Below are 19,657 nucleotides of genomic sequence, written 5' to 3' on the forward strand. Positions count from 1 at the left end.
CAGAATAAATAAAAGTAATACAGGAGGAATTTATCATGGGTAAAATTATAGGTATTGACTTAGGAACAACAAACAGCTGTGTAGCCGTAATGGAAGGTGGACAGCCAACAGTTATCGCTAATACAGAAGGCGCAAGAACAACACCATCTGTAGTTGCATTTACAAAAACAGGTGAGCGTCTTGTCGGAGAACCTGCAAAACGTCAGGCAGTAACAAATGCAGAGAGAACAATCTCTTCTATTAAAAGAGAGATGGGATCTGATTACAAAGTAACAATCGAAGATAAAAAATATTCTCCACAGGAAATTTCAGCAATGATTCTTCAGAAGCTGAAAGCTGATGCAGAAGGATACCTTGGAGAAAAAGTAACAGAAGCTGTTATCACAGTACCTGCTTACTTCAACGATGCTCAGCGTCAGGCAACAAAGGATGCTGGTAAGATTGCTGGTCTTGATGTAAAACGTATCATCAACGAGCCAACAGCAGCAGCACTTGCATATGGTCTTGACAACGAAAAAGAACAGAAGATCATGGTATATGACCTTGGTGGTGGTACATTCGACGTATCAGTTATCGAGATCGGTGACGGAGTTATCGAAGTATTATCTACAGCTGGTAACAACAGACTTGGTGGAGATGACTTCGACCAGAAGATCACAGATTATATGATCGCTGAGTTCAAGAAACAGGAAGGTGTTGACTTATCTACAGATAAGATGGCACTTCAGAGATTAAAAGAAGCAGCTGAGAAAGCGAAAAAAGAGCTTTCTTCAGCAACAACAACAAACATTAACCTTCCATTCATCACAGCTACAGCTGAAGGTCCAAAACATTTTGATATGAACCTTACAAGAGCTAAATTCGATGAACTGACACATGATCTTGTACTGAAGACATCTGAGCCGGTACAGAGAGCATTATCAGACGCTGGTATCACAGCTTCTGAACTTGGTCAGGTACTGTTAGTTGGTGGATCTACACGTATCCCTGCAGTACAGGAAGAAGTAAAACGTCTGACAGGTAAAGAGCCAAGTAAATCTCTGAACCCAGATGAGTGTGTAGCACTTGGAGCATCTGTTCAGGGTGGTAAACTTGCCGGAGATACAGGCGCTGGCGACATCCTTCTTCTGGATGTAACTCCACTGTCACTGTCTATCGAGACAATGGGTGGTGTAGCTACTCGTCTGATCGAGAGAAATACAACAATTCCTACAAAGAAGAGCCAGATCTTCTCTACAGCCGCTGATAACCAGACAGCCGTTGATATCAACGTAGTACAGGGAGAAAGACAGTTCGCAAGAGATAACAAATCCCTCGGACAGTTCAGACTGGACGGAATTGCACCAGCTCCACGTGGAATCCCACAGATCGAAGTTACATTCGATATCGATGCAAATGGTATCGTAAATGTATCTGCAAAAGATCTTGGAACTGGAAAAGAACAGCACATCACAATTACAGCAGGATCTAACATGTCTGATGAAGATATCGACAAAGCTGTAAAAGAAGCTGCTGAATTCGAAGCTCAGGATAAGAAACGTAAAGAAGGAATCGATGCTAAGAACGAAGCTGACGCTATGGTATTCCAGACAGAGAAAGCTCTGCAGGAAGTTGGCGACAAGCTTGACGGTGCAGATAAAGCAGCAGTAGAAGCTGACTGCAAAGCTCTGAAAGAGTTACTGGAAAAAGCAAATACAGATACTCTTACAGATGAGCAGGTTGCTGAGATTAAAGCTGGTAAAGAAAAACTGACAGAGAGTGCTCAGAAACTCTTCACAAAGATGTATGAGCAGGCTGGCGCAGCAGCAGGAGCTCAGGGAGCAGGTCCTCAGCCAGGAGCTAATGCAGGAGCAGGTCCGGCACCAGAAGGATTCCAGGGCGACGATGTCGTAGACGGAGATTACAAAGAAGTCTAAGAACATTAAGTGAGGAATAGAAAATGGCAGAGTCAAAAAGAGATTACTATGAGGTGCTTGGGGTCAGTAAAGATGCTGACGAAGCAACTTTGAAAAAAGCATATAGACAGGTTGCCAAGAAGTATCACCCGGATATGAATCCGGGTGATGCTGAAGCTGAAAAGAAGTTCAAAGAAGCTTCTGAGGCATATGCAGTCTTGAGTGATCCGGAAAAACGCCGCCAGTATGATCAGTTTGGTCATGCTGCTTTTGACGGAAGTGCAGGAGCAGGTGGCGGTTACGGCGGATTCGACTTTAACGGTGCTGATTTTGGAGACATTTTCGGAGATATCTTCGGAGATCTGTTCGGTGGCGGACGCAGAGGCGGACGTGCGAACCAGGGACCGATGAAAGGTATGAATATCCGTAAGAGTGTCAGAATCACATTTGAAGAGGCTGTATTTGGATGCGAGAAAGAATTAGACGTTGTATTAAAAGACCCATGTCCGAAATGTAACGGAACAGGTGCCAAACCGGGAACATCTCCGGAGACTTGTCCGAAGTGTGGTGGTAAAGGTCAGGTAGTATATACACAGCAGTCATTCTTTGGAACTGTACAGAATGTACAGACCTGTCCAGATTGTCAGGGAACTGGTAAGATTATAAAAGAAAAATGTCCGGATTGCGGCGGAACAGGCTATGTATCAAGCAAGAAGAAGATATCTGTATCCATTCCTGCAGGTATTGATAATGGTCAGAGCGTCAGAATCCGTGAAAAAGGTGAGCCGGGTGTAAACGGCGGACCAAGAGGAGATCTTCTGGTGGAGGTTGTGGTATCAAGACATCCGATCTTCCAGCGCCAGGATATGCATATCTTCTCAACCGTACCGATTACATTTGCACAGGCAGCACTTGGTGCGGATATCCGTATCAAGACTGTAGATGGAGAAGTGATCTACACTGTAAAACCTGGAACCAAGACAGATACAAAAGTACGTCTGAAAGGTAAGGGAGTTCCATCTCTTAGAAATGCCCAGGTTCGCGGCGATCATTATGTAACACTGGTTATCCAGACACCGGAGCACTTAAGTGCCGAAGCAAAAGAAGCACTTCGTAAATTCGATGATCTGACGGGTAATTCCCTTGGAACAGAGAAATCCGAAAAAGCAGAAGAACATGAACATAAAACCAAAAAGAAAAAAGGATTTATGGATAAATTAAAGGAGACCTTTGATGATTAATTTCATCAGAGGTTTCCTCTTTTTTTAATACCAAAGTATGTAGGAGAAGCTGCCGGTGGAAGTCCTTGCAGATGCCAAAGGAATGTATGTCTGAAAAAATATACAAAAAAACACTGGCATTCACCATGGTAAAGTGCTATCATATTAAACAAATCAATTTTTTAACAAACCAGGAGGACTCAAGTATGTACGCATTTGATGAAATTAAAAAAGCAGACAGCGAAATTGCAGATGCCATAAAGGCAGAGATGGACAGACAGAATTCCCATCTGGAGCTTATCGCATCGGAGAACTGGGTAAGTAAGGCAGTCATGGCAGCAATGGGAAGTCCGCTTACAAATAAATACGCAGAAGGCTATCCGGGAAAACGTTACTATGGTGGATGTCAGTGTGTAGACGTAGTGGAAGATCTTGCAAGAGAAAGAGCGAAGAAATTATTTGGTTGTGATTATGCCAATGTACAGCCACATTCCGGCGCACAGGCAAACCTAGCAGTATTCTTTGCAATGCTGGAACCAGGAGATAAAGTCATGGGTATGAATCTGGATCACGGCGGACATCTGACACATGGTTCTCCGGTTAATATTTCCGGTAAATATTTTAACATCGTATCTTATGGTGTGAATGACGAAGGTGTGATTGATTACGATAAAGTACGTGAGATCGCAGTAAAAGAAAAGCCAAAGATGATCATCGCAGGAGCAAGTGCTTATGCAAGAACCATTGATTTCAAAAAATTCCGTGAGATTGCAGATGAGGTAGGCGCATACCTGATGGTTGATATGGCACATATCGCCGGACTCGTTGCAGCAGGTCTTCATCCAAGTCCAATTCCATATGCAGACGTAACGACAACAACAACTCATAAGACGCTGCGTGGACCAAGAGGCGGACTGATCCTTTGTAATCAGGAAGCAGCAGATAAATTCAACTTCAACAAAGCAGTATTCCCTGGAATCCAGGGTGGACCTTTGGAGCATGTAATTGCAGGTAAGGCTGTATGTTTCAAGGAAGCACTGGAGCCGGAATTTGTAGAATATCAGAAACAGATCATCAAGAATGCACAGGCACTCAGCAAAGGCCTGATGGATCGTGGTGTGAAAATCGTATCCGGAGGAACAGATAACCACCTGATGCTGGTTGACTTAAGAGGCGAAGACGTAACTGGAAAAGAACTGGAAAAACGTCTGGACGAAGCACATATCACATGTAATAAGAACACTGTACCAAATGATCCAAGATCACCATTCGTAACCAGTGGTGTGAGACTTGGAACACCTGCTGTTACAACAAGAGGACTGAAAGAAGAAGATATGGATGTAATCGCAGAGTGCATCGCATTGGTACTGAAGAGTGAAGAGAATATCGAGAAAGTAAAAGGAATGGTGGCAGAGCTGACTGCAAAATATCCACTGAATATGTAGGAGATAAGAATACGGAAAGTATATAGAGAAAATAGCATTTCCTTTTATATATGAAAACAAAGAACCGGCTGTCTGGTAAGAGAGGTTATTTACCAGGCAGCCAGTTCTTTGTTTTATTTACATAGCAAAAAGGGAAAATATATCTTTACAAGTTTTTGATCTTACATAAAGAATGAGAACAAGAAACTTGCAATGATCAGCACAATACCGCCGCCCAGTCTTGAAGAGAGCTGTGCGTAAGCCATAAGGTCCATTCGCTTGGCAGCTCCAAGTACAGCGACGTCACCATTACCGCCGCGGTTTGCCATACAAAGACCGGCAGTAATAGCAGAATCGATCGGATAGAATCCTACAAGCTGTCCGACTAATGCAGATCCGACAATTGCACCCAGAACAATCAGGAATGCGATTACAACGTTGGATACCGTACATGCGTTAACCAGTTCGCCCAGATCGAAGTCAAATCCAAGTCCGGCCATCATAACCACGGCACAGGATTTGTTCATGAATTTCTGTAATCTCCTTGCACCGGCACGGATGTTCTCTGGAACAACTCCGGTAGCGGACAGGATGACAACGAAGACGATCATGTATGCATAAGCATGGATCGGTGCGCCAAGAATTGTAGGAAGAAGATAGCCGGAGAATAACTGTCCGACAGCATAACTTCCAAAGATTACAAGAATCGCACCACACAGATCAGAAAGTGTAGGTTCTGCTTCTTCGGAATCTTCAGCATTGAACGTATTATTACGAAGAAGTGTCTTCTTGTCACCGGTAAGAGACGGATGTTTGTCACCGAATGCATTTAAGAATGCACCGGCTAAAATTGACATGATATTTGCGATTGTCAGAATGATGATCGCAAATGCATAATAACTTACAGCGGATTTGCCGGTAACCTGTTCATAGATTTCAGACATAGGTACCGCTCCTGCACCGTTACCGCCACCCATAACCGGGAGAACATATTTTAAGATAACTGTGACAGGAGAGATTCCAAAGATCAGACCGCCGATGGAACCAAAAAGCATTGCCGCAGCAAGACCACCTAAAATTGCAGGAAAATATCCGGCAAATGATTTTAACAGAATCTTCTTCTCTAAAGAAAGAACAGATCCGGTAATCAGGACAATAATCCAGAGGGTTGTAAAACCAACGGTATCGCCACCGATAAATTCGTTGATCGGATCAATATAAACTTTAGGGATTAATGATAACTGGCGGACGATTGCTGTTCCGAAGAAGGCAGCAAGTACACCACCACCAATATAAGTATTCCAGATTGGCAGGCGTTCGCCAAGTTCAAAGAACAGAATACCATATGCAATGATCAGAATCATAATACTGGCAAAATCAGTAGCAAGAGCCCCAAGGTAAGCGGCTGCAATAACTACAATACAGACGAATACGGTCATATACCATGGAGCACCGTAGAGCTTCAGATCATTTAATTTATTTTGTTTTCCAGACTTCTCAGTCATGTTTCCTCCATTATACATAAGTTGGATTTAGTGCGCACCAGATTTATGTATGACTTTATTATAGATGATGTTGATGGGGAAGAAAAATGAACAATAGGAATACGAAGATTCAATAATGGAATTAGAAGCACATGGCAGACAGAGGTATCATTTATAGTAGAAAGACTATAATTAGGAGGAAAATAGATATGGCATTACACATTGTTGATGAAGCGAACCGCTGTCTGAACTGTAAGAAACCGATGTGCCAGCAGGGATGTCCGGTACATACACCGGTTCCGCAGATCATACAGATGTTTAAAGAAAACAGACTGATGGAAGCAGGGGAGAGATTATTCGAGAATAATCCGATATCGGTGATCTGTTCCATTGTCTGTAATCATGAGAAACAGTGTGAAGGACACTGCGTACTGGGAAGAAAAGGGAATCCCGTACATTTTTCAAGTATAGAGAATTACATATCGGATATGTATCTGGACCGGATGCAATTAGAAAAGGCAGAAAAGAAGAACCAGAGAGCAGCAGTGATCGGTGCAGGTCCGGCAGGAATGACGGTGGCAATCAAGCTTGCAAAAGAAGGCTATGATGTGACGATCTTTGAATGGAAAGATAAGATCGGCGGGATCATGCAGTATGGAATCCCGGAATTCCGTCTGTCGAAGAGTATTCTGGACAGATACCAGATCCGCATGCGGGAACTGGACATTATGATCCGTCCGAATACTACGATTGGGGCTGTGCTGAAGATTGAAGATCTGTTACGGGACGGATATGACAGTGTGTTCATCGGAACCGGTGTATGGAAGGCAAGAAATCTTGGGATTCCGGGAGAATGTCTGGGCAATGTATATTTTGGTATTGATTATCTGGCAAATGCATCCGCTTACGAGCTTGGTGAGAAAGTTGCAGTAATCGGAATGGGCAATGCGGCAATGGATGTAGCAAGAACCGCACTTAGAAATGGGGCACGACAGGTGACATTATATGCACGACGGTCCAGGGTAGCTGCAAGTTCGCACGAAGTAGCCTACGCAAAACTTGACGGGGCAGAATTTGAATTCGGCTATGCGATACAGGAGATCAACGAAAAAGGTCCGGTATTTAAGAAAATGATTCTGGATGAAGAAGGCGAAGTGACAGGAGAAGAGGAAGACCTGGTGCAGGTGGAAGCGGATTCAACCATTATATCCATCAGTCAGGGACCAAGAAAAAAACTGATACGTACGACACTTGGACTGGAAGGCTCGGAAAAAGGACTGCTGATCGTGGATGAGGATTACATGACAACAAAAGAAGGTGTATTCGCAGCCGGTGATGTAATAACAGGTTCAAAAACTGTTGTACATGCAGTAGACGGAGCAAAAAAGGCAGCAGAAGCAATGATGCATTATATGGAGCAAAAAGTAGAAGTATAAGAAATGCCTGCCGCGGATCATCTCCGCAGCAGGCCGGAAATAAGATTTATCTTGGGCGTACCGTCAGGCGTACAATGTGTTCGTCTTCAGATACAGACTGAAGATGAACCAGAGCCATGATACAGTAACCACCGAAGGAAGCGATGAATTCTGCCTGTTCATCATTTAGAATGTGCGATTCCATGATCGCATACTGACGGAACAGGAACTTATTACGGAAGAACATAGAGATGGCTTCTTTTCCATACAGATGATATTCATGCTGGGAAGTTCCGTTTGGACAGTAGTCACAGTAGTGTCCGTCATCGGTGAACAGGTTCCCGAGAGCTGTAAAATCTTTGTTTTCAATTGCTTCGATATATTTCTCAATAGGTTTCATAAGATCATCCTCCGTTTTTAGTATACTTTTTCAGTATTTAATAATGCATCGGTACCACCGTCGACGAACATAATGTTGCCGTTTACACCACGTGCTTCATCAGATGCAAGGAATACAATAACTGCTGCGATTTCTTCCGGATCCATGAGTGTTTCAAGACCGTATTTTGTCGGGATTGGAAGTGCATTTAATGCCATGCGGGCGTTGGTTGCAAGTGTAGCTGTCATGGTTGTGTTGACATTTCCAGGGGCAACAGCGTTGATACGGACTCCGTTTGCTGCATAGGATGCAGAATGACGGCGTACCCAGCGTGCAAGTGCATATTTACTTGCGACATAGATGCTGTTACCGACACTGAGATCGGATTCGTCTAATGTGCCGATTACATTTAAAATACGCTGCTCATCTTCGTTGTTGTTATTCAGAAGATTTGCAATATCCATCCTTGCAGCACCTTGTGAGATAGTATTGGATGATGTGACAACGCAGGCACCGGATACACCGGCGTTACATACAAGACCATCGAGACCATCCGGACAAAGTCTGTGAAGTTCATCGATTACATGCTGTCTTCCATCTGGTGTAGAAAGATCAGCTGTGATATCACCGCCGCGAAGGTCAATGTTCAAAACTTCATGTCCGTTTTGTTTTAATAAATTCACTGTTTTTGCACCGATTCCACTGGAACCACCTGTTACTGCATATGTACCCATAAGATAAATCCTCCTTATATGATTGTTGTAAGTAGTTTGTGTTGTTGATATGTATTGTAATGGATGAAAAGCACAGAAAAAAGGACCAGAACAAGAGAAAAAAAGGGGATCAGATATGCTAAATTATGATTTAAAAAAAAGAAAAGGAAAATCAATCTACAAAGATCTGTACGAAAACCTGAGAAATGACATAGAGGCGGGAATGCTGAGGCCCGGAGAAAAACTTCCGTCCAAAAGAGCAATGGCAGAATACTATGGTAATTGCAGCATATCTGGCAAGAACACGTGGGATGACGGTATCGGCAGATCACATTATCGTAGGAACCGGAGTGGAGTCGCTGTATGGAAAGCTATTCAGAATATTTCCACAAAGTGCCGTCTATGCAACAGAAACACCGGGATACCTCGGGCAAATATTTGAAAAGTAAATAGTAAAACATATTAGTTATATCTAACTGAGACAAATTAGGCGATAACGAGACTGGAAATTTGGCACATGTAGTAGTATAATAATAAAATAGTATGTGTATCAGGGTGATACATAGGCTGTCAGGGGGATAAAACAAAAAAGTGAAATAGATAGTATTGCATGGAAGGAGCTAGATTTTTGAAACTGAGGAATATAAAAGTAGCAAAAGCATTGGGAACAAAAGCACTTGCCGGACTTTTGGTCGTAGGTCTTACGGCAGGAACACCGGTTGCGGCACTGGCAGATGAACAGGCAGCAGATGTTCAGATTACAGAAGTCCAGACAGAAGACGGACAGGATCAGGTAACAAAGATACAGGCTAAGTCGGTTGATGGAACGGATACGATGACAGAAGTTTCAGATACAGTCCAGGCTATGATCGATAACGGAGAAGTCAGACTGGATGAAGAGACCTTATATCTTGTGGATACAGCTACCGGTCAGAAAGTTGACCCGGTTACAGGAGAAAGAGTAGATTCGATTCCTGGAACAGATCCGTCCACGCCAGAGACGCCATCTACACCGTCCACTCCGGAAACACCGACTACACCAGAGACACCGTCCACACCAGAAACACCGTCCACACCAGAAACACCAGCTGCACCAGAGACACCGTCCACACCGGAGACGCCAGCTGCACCAGACACTCCGGCGGCAGATCAGACACAGCCTGCAGCAGACGGAACAGATCAGAATGCGGCCCAGCAGCCGGCAGCAGATAACAATTCGGTTACATCTGCAGCAACAAACCAGGAACTTGTATCAAAGCAGACTCTGGTAAAGCTTCCGCAGATGGTGGAAAACTTCCGTTTCTGGACAGTGGCAAGAAAATATGCATTTGCAAAATCTGCAATCAACATCAGAGAGTCCATTCCGGACAATGTAGACGGGACTAATACAGAAGATGCTGAAACAGAATTAGAAAATGCAAAAAAAGATGCAAAACGATTAAAAGCAAGCTTTAAAAAGAATACGAAGAAATCGAAAATCGAAAAATTAAAAGCAAATAAAAAGAATACAAAGAATAAAACATTCAAACAGGCAAGAAAAACAGCCGTATACAATCTGGAAACAGCAATTAAAAAAAGAAAGCAGCTTCAGAAACAGGGAATTAATATGGCGCTGGCGAACCAGCAGCTGACAGAACGTGTAAGAGTGACAGGTAGTGTATCTCAGGACGGACTGTTATATATTCTTAGTGAGGAGAAGAATGGATGGCTGTATGTGGAATCCGGAGATGTCAGAGGATTTGTAAGAGCATCTGAGGTATATACTGGAGATTCTGCACAGGAACTTTTGAATGTATATCAGAAAAAAGCCAAAAAAGATGCAGAAAAAGCAGGAAAAGAATATACAGGCATCGAAGAAACTGCTAAAACTGCAAAAGAGCGTATCGAAGCAAAGGACAATCAGGCATACACATATCTGCGTGCAACGGTGAATCAGACCGTTGTAGACAAAGATTATGCGCTGATCAATGCACAGGCAGGTAACGGTAAGGTAAATGTACAGGAAGAGATGAGTACAGAAGCAAAAACCGTAGGAACGATGACGCAGGGAGAACTGTGTTATATCTTAGCGAATAAAGATTCTGACTGGGTATATGTAGAATCCGGAGATGTTAGAGGATTTGTAGAGAAAAAATATCTGGATATGGGTGACGGAGTCAGACAACAGATAGAAGCAAATGGCGAAGAAAATTACCAGAAAGCAGATGAAACAGTTAAACCAGAAGAGAATCAGGCGCTTTATTATACACTTACTTCTGTAGAAGAAGGAACACCGGGTGGCGAGATCAGACAGTCTATGCTGGAATTTGCATCTCAGTTTGTCGGTAATCCATATGTATGGGGTGGAACAAGCCTTACAGAAGGAGCAGACTGTTCCGGATTCGTTCAGCAGATTTACAAACAGTATGGATATGTACTTCCAAGAACAGCAGAAGATCAGAGTCAGTTTGGAACAAAGATTGCAGTCGAAGATGCACAGCCGGGAGATCTTATCTTTTATGCAAAAGAAGGACATGTATATCATGTGGTAATGTATGCAGGTGATGGCAAGACAATCGAAGCTGCAAGCACAAAAGAGGGAATCGTTCAGAAAACAGTCAATATGAATAATGCAGTCTGGGCAACCAGAATTCTGGATGATAATTATACAGTTGCAGGAGGCGGCATTGGTACTGTGAATGCAACGGATGAAATGTATGGTGATAAGCTTGGCAACTTCACGATTACATATTATTGTGCATGTGAAATCTGCTGTGACAAAGCAGATGGAATTACAGCAACCGGAACTCGTGTTGTGGAAGGTCAGACGATTGCGGTAGATCCGAATGTCATTCCGTATGGAACAAAGGTAATTATCGGTGGCCATGTATTTACAGCAGAAGACTGTGGTGGAGCGATTAAGCAGAATCACATTGATATCTATGTCAATAATCATGCAACAGCATTGGCACTCGGTGTAGCGAATGCAGATGTATATCTGGTGAAATAGATATGGAACTGGATGGAGTTTATGCAGAAGTTGCAATGGATAAAACCGAATGGAAACATCAGGTGAAGGCAAAGGTAAAAGAGATTCTAAAATATAAACCGGAAGCAGTCTATGTATCCGGAAGGTACATTATGAAATAATTGTGTATTTACAAGAAAAGGATGATATAAATGAAAAAGAAAAGTTCATTTATATCATCCTTTCGTTATACATGAAAGTATATAAGAGAAACTGCCGGCTGTGAAAGTACATATGAGTTACAACTGGCAAGTTCTCTGTATTTATGTTTGTTAGTTTTATTTACAGCTCTTTAACAGCTCTTTAAGATAATCCCACATACGCTGTGTAGAAGCGATATGTACACGTTCGTGATAAGTATGAACACCTGTCAGATCAGGGCCGAATGAGATGATATCAAGATCCGGTTTTTTGCCAAATAAGATACCACATTCCAAACCACCGTGGGTTGTCTCAACCGTAGGTTCTGTTCCGAACATATCTTTATAAAGCGCAAGTGCTTTTGGACGGATCACTGAGTCAGCGTTATAAGCCCATGCAGGATATGCCCCGGAGATTTCACGGGAAGCTCCGGCAAGGTCAGTTGCAAGATCCAGTTTGTTCTGCATATCAGTTAATTTTGTGGCAACAGAACTGCGTACCTGGAATTTTACTTTGACAGTATCTTCTGTAGTTTCTACAATACCTGTATTCAGAGAAGATTCTACAGCTGTCGGGAAAGCACGGTCATAACACTGTACACCATCAATTGCTCCATAGAGGAAACCGATCACGCGTGTAGTAGTATCTGCATCGAAAGCGTTTAAAGTAGCTTCGCCTTCTACAGATGCTTTCAGTGAAAGTGTTGGCTCCTGACCGGCAAATTCATCGATGATTGTTGTCTCAAGAGCTGCTACCGCATCTGTGATTGCCTGAACCTGCGAAGAGTCTGCAATGATCTGGGCGGTGTTAAACTGTGCGATTACGTTAGCAGCATTACCGCCGTTGATATTTACCAGGTTGAAATCGTATTCTTTTCCAAGTGCGTAAAGAATACGTGCCATGATTTTATTGGCATTACCGAGCTGCTTCTGGATTTCCCCGCCGGAATGACCGCCAAGAAGTCCGCTAAGAGAAAGTGTCATCTTTGTTCCGGATTCTTCGCTCCATTCAATTGGGATAAATGTATCGTAAATATATCCGCCTGCACATCCAACGGTCATAACTCCTTCGATTTCGGAATCGATATTCAGGCAGATTTTTCCGTTCAGGACAGAAGTATCAAGGTGATTAGCGCCTCCCATACCAATTTCTTCATCTATTGTGAAAACAGCTTCGATCGGCGGGTGTGGAATATCAGTACTTGCAAGTATTGCCATTGCATAAGCGACTGCAATACCGTCATCTCCGCCAAGTGTGGTGTTCTTTGCTCCAATCAGATCACCATCAACAAAAAGCTCGAGCGGATCATTTTCAAAATCATGATCACTGTCGGTGGTTTTTGTAGCAACCATATCAAGATGTCCCTGGATAATGACAGGATCACTGTTCTCATAACCTGCAGTTCCCGGTTTCTTGATGATTACATTGTTGACTTCATCCTGGATATATTCCAGATTGTGAGATTTTGCGAATTCTACGCAAAAATCACTGATTTTTTTTGTGTGGAAGGTACTTCTAGGTACCATACTTAATTCTTCGAAGTACTGAAAGACTTCTTTTGGTTCAATATTAGACAAAATGCCCATTTGTTCATTCCTCCGTTTGTCTTTGATGTACTTATGTAAAATCGGATACAAAAAATCCTGTTAGTACATTTTAATTTCTAAGTTTTATTGTACCATGAATTTTAATATAGTAGCATGATAAAATGTAATGCGAATATAACAGAATGTAATATCTATAATAATTAATGCTTATAAATTTTCATTAATATAAAGCATAACTGGAAGGGTGTTCAAAAAAAGCAGATAAATATATAATAATGAAGTTGAAAAAAAAGTACGGGAGGATACATATGAGTACAAAAGAAGCAAAGCAGATGGATCAGGCATTATTTGATTTTTATGGCAGGCCTTCGATTGGTCAGGCGCTGCCGCTTGCAGTTCAGCACGTGTTAGCTATGATCGTGGGATGTGTAACACCATCGATCATCGTGGCAGGAGTGGCAGGGCTGTCTCAGGAAGATTCTGTTATTTTAATACAGGCAGCGTTGGTAATGTCTGCTCTTACAACATTATTACAATTATTCCCATTTATAAAGACAAAGAACTTCAGAATCGGTTCAGCACTTCCGGTTATGATGGGAATCAGTTTCGCGTATGTTCCAAGTATGCAGGCAATCGCAGCAGATTTTGATATCGCATCTATTCTTGGGGCGCAGATTGTAGGAGGTGTGGTAGCACTTCTGGTAGGAATGAATATCAAGAGAATCCGTAAATTTTTCCCACCGCTTATTACAGGAACGGTTGTGTTCTCAATTGGACTTTCGCTTTATCCGACAGCCATTAATTACATGGCAGGAGGAGCAAGCAGTAAAACTTATGGTTCGTGGCAGAACTGGCTGGTTGCAATCATTACACTGATCATCGTAACAGTATTGAATCATTATGGAAAAGGCGTGTGGAAGCTTGCATCCATCCTGATCGGTATTATCGGTGGATATATTGTAGCGTTATTCTTTGGAATGGTAGATTTTTCATCGGTGGCAAGTGCTTCGATGTTCCAACTTCCAAAACCAATGCATTTTGGAATCAAGTTTGAACCTTCGGCATGTGTTGCGATTGGCATCTTATTCGCAATCAATGCAGTACAGGCAATCGGAGATTTCTCGGCAACAACCACGGGATCTATGGATCGTATGCCTACTGACGAAGAGCTTACGGGCGGTATTGTCGGATACGGAATCAGTAATATTTTCTGTGCATTTTTCGGGGGACTTCCGACTGCAACTTACAGTCAGAATGTTGGTATCGTATCGACAACAAAGGTAGTAAGCCGTGTCGTTATGGGAATGGCAGCAGTGATCTTACTGGCAGCAGGACTGATTCCAAAGTTCTCATCATTTCTTACAACGATTCCTTATTGTGTACTTGGTGGTGCGACAATTTCCGTATTTGCATCGATCACAATGACAGGTATTAAACTGATCACAACAGAACCGATGGATTTCCGCAATACAACAGTAGTAGGTCTTGCAGTAGCCGTTGGAATGGGTGTGACCCAGGCAAATGCATCACTTGCACAGTTTCCTGAATGGGTAACAACCATCTTTGGAAAATCGCCGGTAGTTCTGGCAACCATCGTAGCGATTGTACTGAATCTTACCTTACCGAAAGGACAGAAGAAATAATACGGACGATAATTTTCAGAGAGAATAAAAAAGCAATATGAATATTTAATCTCTTGGAGAGAAAAAGGAAACGTATGAAAAAGAATCCATATATGATAAAAAGCTATATAGAAAATAAATGGACAGAGCCTGGCAGTTTATGCCAGGCTATTGGTATTTTTAAAGAAGAAAATATACGGAAAACAATATCCGTAGTTGGCGCGGGAGGAAAGACGACGGTCATCCGTAAAATCTTAAAAGAGTGTAAGGAACAGAAGATACCTTGTGCTGTGTCAACAACAACACATATACAGGCATATGATGTGGAATATTTTCTGGGAGAACCTTCTGTGGAAATGTTCCGTAAGCTTGTGTTACAATATGGAAGTGTGTGGATGGGAGAGAAAACGGCAGAAAGAAAATTATCTGCGTTTTCAGACACATTTATCAAAACGATAAGTAAAGAACCAGGAGTCTTGTTACTGGAGGCAGACGGCGCAAAACATTTACCTGTGAAAGCACCGGCCGCACATGAACCGGTGATTGTTCCGGAGACGGATATTGTACTGAATGTATATGGAATGAGTGCGGTTGGAAAGAAAATTGGAGAAGTCTGTTTCCGAACAGAAAAAGTGACTAAAATACTTGGGAAAAAAGAAGCGGACATACTCTGTCCGGAGGATATCGTAAGTCTTGCAAAGAGTGCACTTGCCGGAAGAAAACAGGTAGCGGACTCGATGGAATATCATGTGATACTGAATCAGGCAGATACAAAAGAACGGCTGGAGATGGCAGAATGGATTGCAGAGAATATTATGGACAGAACAGTAGAACGAAGATCCACCGGCAGTATCTCATCTGTCCCGGAATTTCAGGATAAGATTGAAGGGGTTCATATAACTGCCGGATTCTTACCGTCGAAAGAATTGTGGTAAAAGAAATTTTCGAAACAGAAAATTTGGTATCGCCCAGTGTTTGTAAGAAACGATGAATTTGGGGAGAGATTAAGGTTACGAGGAGGAAGACCCGGTTGACAGATAAAAGAACAGATGAAAATAAAAGAAAAAAAGCTTTGATCCGGGGTGCTGGTGATCTGGCTACCGGAGTGGGGGCAGCGCTTCACAGGGCAGGCTATCAGGTGATCATGACAGAGATTGCAACCCCGATGACTGTAAGACGGGAAGTCGCGATGTCAAGAGCGGTATATGAAGGACATGTAAAAGTAGAAGAAATTGAAGGAATACTGGTAAGTGATTACCGGGAGGCCGAAAAGGTACTGAAAGAGGGAAAAATCGCAGTGATCATAGATCCCGCAGCTGATATCAGAAAAGAATTCTGCCCGGATGTGCTGATAGATGCGATTCTCGCAAAGAGAAATACTGGTACAACACGTGAGGCTGCACCGTATGTAATCGGTCTTGGACCGGGATTTACAGCCGGAAAGGACGTGCATGCTGTCATCGAAACGATGCGTGGTGCAACACTTGCGGATATTATCTATGACGGAGTACCGATTCCTAATACGGGAGTGCCGGGATATGTTGGCGGCTATGCGATCGAACGGCTGATCAAAGCTTCGGGAACCGGAACGATGGAACCTAAGGCTAAGATCGGTGATATCGTAAAAAAAGGCCAATTGCTGGCGGTAACGGGTGGAAAGCCTGTATATTCCCAGCTTGACGGAGTGATCAGAGGAATGCTTCAAGAAGGAGCAAAGGTAAAGACGGGCTTAAAAATTGGTGATGTAGATCCAAGAAAAGATAAGAAACTATGTTATCTGATATCAGATAAGTCAAATAAGATCGGCGATTCTGTAGTAAAAGCAGCGAATGAACGTTTATCAGATGAAGGCTATGCCATGATCCTTCTGGCGGCCGGAAAATCGAGCAGATATGGCGATAATAAACTGTTGGAAGAATTGGATGATGGAAAGATGTATGAACATACGTTGCGGAAGATGCGGGCATTTCCATTATGTACGCAGGTAGTGGTAACAAGATTTGCAGAGATTGAAGAAGTTTCTGAAAAGCAGGGAATGACCGTGGTGGAAAATCACGAGCCGGATCTAGGCATTGCACATTCGCTGGTTCTGGGACTTAAGGCAGCAAAACGGGAAAATCCGGATTTAAAAGGTGCAATGTTCATTGTATGTGACCAGCCGGGATTGACAGCGGGGACATTTGCCCGTATGCTTGATATGGGAAAGAATCATCCGGGGAAAATCATATGTGCAGGACGAAAAGGAAAGATGGGAAATCCAGTATTGTGGGATCGGAAATTTTTCTTTGAACTGGAACAGCTTTTGGGAGATAAAGGCGGAAAGCAGATCATGGGAGCACATATGGAGGATGTGCTGGTATGCGAAGCCGAAGAGGCAGAGCTTCAGGACGTGGACGAACCGGAACAACTTAGAAAATGGGAGAAAATATATGGAGAATCAGGAAAATCAGGAAAAAAAGCATAAGCGGAGAGTACGGTATTCCGGAACGCATCCGAGAAGTTATAAAGAAAAATATAAGGAATTAAATCCGGAAAAATATGCAGATACGATTTCAAAAGTAATCAGCAAAGGAGGAACACCGGCGGGAATGCACATTTCCATCTGTGTCAATGAGATTCTGGATTTCTTTGATATTCAGCCGGGACAGCAGGGACTGGATGCAACACTTGGCTATGGCGGACATACATCGAAGATGCTGGAAGCCCTGCAGGGAAAAGGACATATCTATGGTCTGGATGTGGATCCGATCGAGTCGGCAAAGACGAAGAAACGACTGGAGGACAAAGGATTCGGACCGGATATTCTTACGGTAAAACTGGAAAACTTTGCCAATATAGATAAGGTGGCAGAAGAAGCTGGGAAATTTGACTTTGTACTGGCGGATCTGGGGGTATCGTCTATGCAGATTGATAACCCGGACAGAGGATTTACATTTAAGGCAGAAGGGCCTTTGGATCTTCGTATGAATCCGGAAAAAGGAATCAGTGCAGCAGAGCGCCTACGGGACATTTCCGCAGAAGAGCTTATGGGAATGCTGATTGAAAATTCAGACGAACCATATGCAGAAGAGATTGCTGTGGCGATAACAGAAAAGATTAGAAAAGGCGGAAAGGTCGAGACAACGACAGGACTTCATCAGGTAATAGAAGAAGCCCTTAGCTTCATTCCGGAAGCGGACAGAAAAGAAGCAGTAAGAAAGTCAAGCCAGCGTACATTCCAGGCGCTCAGAATCGATGTGAATAATGAATTTGAAGTATTATATGACTTCCTGGATAAACTTCCGGGGGTATTAAAACCAGGTGGAAAGGTAGCAATTCTTACCTTCCATTCCGGAGAAGACCGGCTGGTTAAGAAGTCATTTAAACAATGGAAGAAGGAGGGACTCTATAGTGAGATCGCAAAAGACGTCATCCGGCCGTCCAAAGAAGAATGCTTCCGCAACAGCCGCGCGAAATGTACAAAAATGCGCTGGGCAATCAGAGCGGAATAAGAAGAAACAGGTTGAAAAAAAGAAACAGACATTAAAAAACACCAATAAAACTAATAGTAGGAAAAAACAGGTATCTGGGAAGAAAGATTCTGAAAGAATCAATAACAGCGAAGCAACATGTGGAATAGATAAAAAATGTGGCGGCTGCCAGTTTCAAAAGCTGCCGTACAAAGAACAGCTGAAAAGAAAGCAGAAGCAGGAAGAAAAACTCCTGGGAAGTTTTTGCAAAGTCAGTCCGATCATCGGCATGGAAAATCCCTATTTTTACCGTAATAAGGTACATGCTGTATTTGACAGAGACAGAAAAGGCAATATTATCTCAGGAATCTATGCAGAGGGAACGCACCGTGTAATTGCAGTAGAAGAATGTCTGATCGAAGATAAGAAAAGCCAGGAGATCATCTGTACGATCAGAGAACTTCTGCCATCATTTAAGATTAAAACTTATAATGAAGATACAGGGTATGGTCTTTTAAGACATGTACTGATCAGAAGAGGTTTTGAGACAGGAGAGATCATGGTGGTGCTGGTACTTGGATCACCAATTCTGCCGTCAAAAAATAACTTTGTCAAAGCACTGAGAAAAGTGCACCCGGAGATTACAACCGTAGTACTAAATGTGAATAACAAGCAGACCAGTATGGTATTGGGCGATAAAGAGAAGCCAATCTACGGACCAGGCTTCATCAAAGACCATTTGTGCGGCTGTACATTCCGTATTTCACCAAAATCCTTCTATCAGGTGAATCCGGTACAGACAGAAGTCCTTTATAATACAGCAATGGAATATGCGGAACTGACGGGGAAAGAGACCGTGATCGATGCATACTGCGGAACCGGAACCATCGGTCTGATCGCAGCAAAAAATGCAAAGAAAGTAATCGGAGTAGAGCTTAACAAAGATGCAGTCAAAGATGCCAGGATCAATGCGAAAGAAAATGGCATTACAAATGCAGACATTTATGCAGGAGATGCTGGAAGATTCATGGTAGATATGGCATCGAAGAATCAGAAAGCGGATGTCGTATTCATGGATCCGCCAAGAGCCGGAAGTGATGAGAAGTTCCTTTCATCTGTAATAAAACTGGGACCAAAACGGGTGGTCTATGTATCATGCAATCCGGAGACACTTGCAAGAGATCTGAAGTATCTGACGAAACACGGATACCGGGCAGTAAAGATCCAGCCGGTAGATAATTTCCCATTCTGTGATCATATTGAGACGGTGGTGAAATTGTCGAAAAAAGATAAATAAGGAACAATCCATATCCGGTAATCATATGGTTGAGGACGGAATATCTATACGTAAGAGGAGGAAA

The 19,657-nt window shown here is 42.8% G+C and carries 16 protein-coding genes; 12 read left to right on the top strand and 4 right to left on the bottom strand.

The genetic code is table 11. The annotated features are described in order from the left end of the window. Window positions 1–35: 35 nt before the first annotated feature. The 3 genes from dnaK to glyA all read left to right on the top strand — a co-directional run bounded on the left by dnaK (window position 36) and on the right by glyA (window position 4,560). Window positions 36–1,916: a molecular chaperone DnaK gene (dnaK, locus tag ACWJAF_RS07120; RefSeq protein ID WP_296029645.1), complete on the top strand. Its 1,881-nt coding sequence runs from the start codon at window positions 36–38 to the stop codon at window positions 1,914–1,916. A gap of 23 nt (window positions 1,917–1,939) precedes the next feature. Further along, on the top strand, window positions 1,940–3,136 hold the full coding sequence (dnaJ, locus tag ACWJAF_RS07125; protein ID WP_448863036.1) for a molecular chaperone DnaJ: 1,197 nt from the start codon (window positions 1,940–1,942) through the stop codon (window positions 3,134–3,136). A gap of 185 nt (window positions 3,137–3,321) precedes the next feature. After that, entirely contained in the window at window positions 3,322–4,560 is a 1,239-nt protein-coding gene (gene glyA / locus ACWJAF_RS07130) for a serine hydroxymethyltransferase (protein WP_296093481.1), read from the top strand. A gap of 161 nt (window positions 4,561–4,721) precedes the next feature. Here glyA and ACWJAF_RS07135 read toward each other — a convergent pair whose 3' ends face one another. Next, on the bottom strand, window positions 4,722–6,044 hold the full coding sequence (locus tag ACWJAF_RS07135) for a 2-hydroxycarboxylate transporter family protein (RefSeq protein ID WP_448863037.1): 1,323 nt from the start codon (window positions 6,042–6,044) through the stop codon (window positions 4,722–4,724). 188 nt (window positions 6,045–6,232) lie between these two features. Between ACWJAF_RS07135 and ACWJAF_RS07140 the strand changes: the two genes are divergently transcribed. Continuing rightward, the gene (locus tag ACWJAF_RS07140) at window positions 6,233–7,459 is read left to right on the top strand and encodes an NAD(P)-dependent oxidoreductase (protein WP_448863038.1); all 1,227 of its coding nucleotides are present in this window, start codon (window positions 6,233–6,235) and stop codon (window positions 7,457–7,459) included. A gap of 46 nt (window positions 7,460–7,505) precedes the next feature. Here the strand turns inward: ACWJAF_RS07140 and ACWJAF_RS07145 are convergent, their stop codons facing one another. Next, window positions 7,506–7,838 (bottom strand): hypothetical protein, encoded by a 333-nt coding sequence (locus ACWJAF_RS07145; RefSeq protein ID WP_448863039.1) that lies wholly within the window; start codon window positions 7,836–7,838, stop codon window positions 7,506–7,508. 17 nt (window positions 7,839–7,855) lie between these two features. After that, window positions 7,856–8,551 carry an SDR family oxidoreductase gene (locus tag ACWJAF_RS07150; RefSeq protein ID WP_448863040.1) on the bottom strand — a complete coding sequence of 232 codons (696 nt, stop codon included), beginning with the start codon at window positions 8,549–8,551 and terminating at the stop codon, window positions 7,856–7,858. A 254-nt stretch (window positions 8,552–8,805) separates the two neighbouring features. On the opposite strand from ACWJAF_RS07150, the gene ACWJAF_RS07155 reads away from it, so the two are divergent. The 3 genes from ACWJAF_RS07155 (at window position 8,806) to ACWJAF_RS07165 (ending at window position 11,659) form a co-directional block, all read left to right on the top strand. After that, a complete protein-coding gene (locus ACWJAF_RS07155) occupies window positions 8,806–8,979 on the top strand; it encodes a hypothetical protein (RefSeq protein ID WP_448863073.1) in 174 nt (57 codons plus the stop codon). Between the two features lie 179 nt (window positions 8,980–9,158). After that, on the top strand, window positions 9,159–11,519 hold the full coding sequence (locus tag ACWJAF_RS07160) for a C40 family peptidase (protein ID WP_448863041.1): 2,361 nt from the start codon (window positions 9,159–9,161) through the stop codon (window positions 11,517–11,519). Between the two features lie 2 nt (window positions 11,520–11,521). Then, window positions 11,522–11,659, top strand: a complete 138-nt coding sequence (locus ACWJAF_RS07165) for a hypothetical protein (RefSeq protein ID WP_448863042.1) — start codon at window positions 11,522–11,524, stop codon at window positions 11,657–11,659. 156 nt (window positions 11,660–11,815) lie between these two features. Here ACWJAF_RS07165 and ACWJAF_RS07170 read toward each other — a convergent pair whose 3' ends face one another. After that, window positions 11,816–13,264 (bottom strand): aminoacyl-histidine dipeptidase, encoded by a 1,449-nt coding sequence (locus tag ACWJAF_RS07170; RefSeq protein WP_448863043.1) that lies wholly within the window; start codon window positions 13,262–13,264, stop codon window positions 11,816–11,818. Between the two features lie 269 nt (window positions 13,265–13,533). On the opposite strand from ACWJAF_RS07170, the gene ACWJAF_RS07175 reads away from it, so the two are divergent. The 5 genes from ACWJAF_RS07175 to rlmD all read left to right on the top strand — a co-directional run bounded on the left by ACWJAF_RS07175 (window position 13,534) and on the right by rlmD (window position 19,593). Next, window positions 13,534–14,868, top strand: coding sequence for a uracil-xanthine permease family protein (locus ACWJAF_RS07175; protein WP_448863044.1), 1,335 nt, complete (start codon window positions 13,534–13,536; stop codon window positions 14,866–14,868). A 74-nt stretch (window positions 14,869–14,942) separates the two neighbouring features. Then, window positions 14,943–15,782, top strand: a complete 840-nt coding sequence (gene yqeC, locus ACWJAF_RS07180; RefSeq protein WP_448863045.1) for a selenium cofactor biosynthesis protein YqeC — start codon at window positions 14,943–14,945, stop codon at window positions 15,780–15,782. Between the two features lie 95 nt (window positions 15,783–15,877). After that, a complete protein-coding gene (gene yqeB, locus ACWJAF_RS07185; protein ID WP_448863046.1) occupies window positions 15,878–17,311 on the top strand; it encodes a selenium-dependent molybdenum cofactor biosynthesis protein YqeB in 1,434 nt (477 codons plus the stop codon). Next, complete coding sequence (gene rsmH, locus ACWJAF_RS07190; RefSeq protein WP_448863047.1) at window positions 17,277–18,338, top strand: 16S rRNA (cytosine(1402)-N(4))-methyltransferase RsmH; 1,062 nt, start codon at window positions 17,277–17,279, stop codon at window positions 18,336–18,338. The genes yqeB and rsmH overlap by 35 nt, the downstream gene beginning before the upstream one ends. Continuing rightward, the gene (gene rlmD, locus ACWJAF_RS07195) at window positions 18,238–19,593 is read left to right on the top strand and encodes a 23S rRNA (uracil(1939)-C(5))-methyltransferase RlmD (RefSeq protein ID WP_448863048.1); all 1,356 of its coding nucleotides are present in this window, start codon (window positions 18,238–18,240) and stop codon (window positions 19,591–19,593) included. The genes rsmH and rlmD overlap by 101 nt, the downstream gene beginning before the upstream one ends. Window positions 19,594–19,657: the final 64 nt, after the last annotated feature.

The organism is Dorea sp. (genome assembly GCF_977044405.1).

Excerpts from the sequence above, each read along its gene's own strand:
- ACWJAF_RS07170 (WP_448863043.1), bottom strand. The coding sequence starts at position 13,264 with ATGGGCATTTTGTCTAATATTGAACCAAAAGAAGTCTTTCAGTACTTC.
- dnaK (WP_296029645.1), top strand. The coding sequence starts at position 36 with ATGGGTAAAATTATAGGTATTGACTTAGGAACAACAAACAGCTGTGTA.
- ACWJAF_RS07165 (WP_448863042.1), top strand. The coding sequence starts at position 11,522 with ATGGAACTGGATGGAGTTTATGCAGAAGTTGCAATGGATAAAACCGAA.
- yqeC (WP_448863045.1), top strand. The coding sequence starts at position 14,943 with ATGAAAAAGAATCCATATATGATAAAAAGCTATATAGAAAATAAATGG.
- rsmH (WP_448863047.1), top strand. The coding sequence starts at position 17,277 with ATGGAGAATCAGGAAAATCAGGAAAAAAAGCATAAGCGGAGAGTACGG.
- ACWJAF_RS07155 (WP_448863073.1), top strand. The coding sequence starts at position 8,806 with ATGGTAATTGCAGCATATCTGGCAAGAACACGTGGGATGACGGTATCG.
- glyA (WP_296093481.1), top strand. The coding sequence starts at position 3,322 with ATGTACGCATTTGATGAAATTAAAAAAGCAGACAGCGAAATTGCAGAT.
- ACWJAF_RS07145 (WP_448863039.1), bottom strand. The coding sequence starts at position 7,838 with ATGAAACCTATTGAGAAATATATCGAAGCAATTGAAAACAAAGATTTT.
- ACWJAF_RS07150 (WP_448863040.1), bottom strand. The coding sequence starts at position 8,551 with ATGGGTACATATGCAGTAACAGGTGGTTCCAGTGGAATCGGTGCAAAA.
- dnaJ (WP_448863036.1), top strand. The coding sequence starts at position 1,940 with ATGGCAGAGTCAAAAAGAGATTACTATGAGGTGCTTGGGGTCAGTAAA.
- ACWJAF_RS07175 (WP_448863044.1), top strand. The coding sequence starts at position 13,534 with ATGAGTACAAAAGAAGCAAAGCAGATGGATCAGGCATTATTTGATTTT.
- ACWJAF_RS07140 (WP_448863038.1), top strand. The coding sequence starts at position 6,233 with ATGGCATTACACATTGTTGATGAAGCGAACCGCTGTCTGAACTGTAAG.
- ACWJAF_RS07135 (WP_448863037.1), bottom strand. The coding sequence starts at position 6,044 with ATGACTGAGAAGTCTGGAAAACAAAATAAATTAAATGATCTGAAGCTC.